This is a genomic window from Allobosea sp. ASV33, from assembly GCF_016428755.1.
Taxonomy (GTDB): domain Bacteria; phylum Pseudomonadota; class Alphaproteobacteria; order Rhizobiales; family Beijerinckiaceae; genus Allobosea.
In genome coordinates this window covers 1-317 of sequence record NZ_JAELTI010000274.1, presented here as the reverse complement: position 1 = coordinate 317, position 317 = coordinate 1, and the positions used below count along the sequence as shown (strand labels likewise).

At 76.7% G+C, this 317-nt stretch carries 1 protein-coding gene; it reads left to right on the top strand.

Going from position 1 to position 317, the window contains the following annotated elements; genetic code table 11:
* The coding region (locus JHD80_RS27535) for a hypothetical protein (protein WP_199093788.1) at positions 1-317 on the top strand (317 nt) is incomplete at both ends.

Here is a 317-nt window from a genome sequence, read left to right as displayed (position 1 = left end):
CCCCCCCCCCCCCCCCCCCCCCCCCCCCCCCCCCCCCCCCCCCCCCCCCCCCCCCCCCCCCCCCCCCCCCCCCCCCCCCCCCCCCCCCCCCCCCCCCCCCCCCCCCCCCCCCCTTTTTAATGATCCGCCGACCACCGAGATCTACACCGAAGGTTAATCGTCGGCAGCGTCAGATGTGTATAAGAGACAGGGCGGATTTGCTGCTCTCCACGCCGCAACCGTCGCCGGGCGACCTCGCCGCCTTCGGCGAGATGGCCGAGGCTCTGCTGCCGGGCATCGACGAGGCGACGGCGCTCATCCTGGCGCGCAAGCTCGCC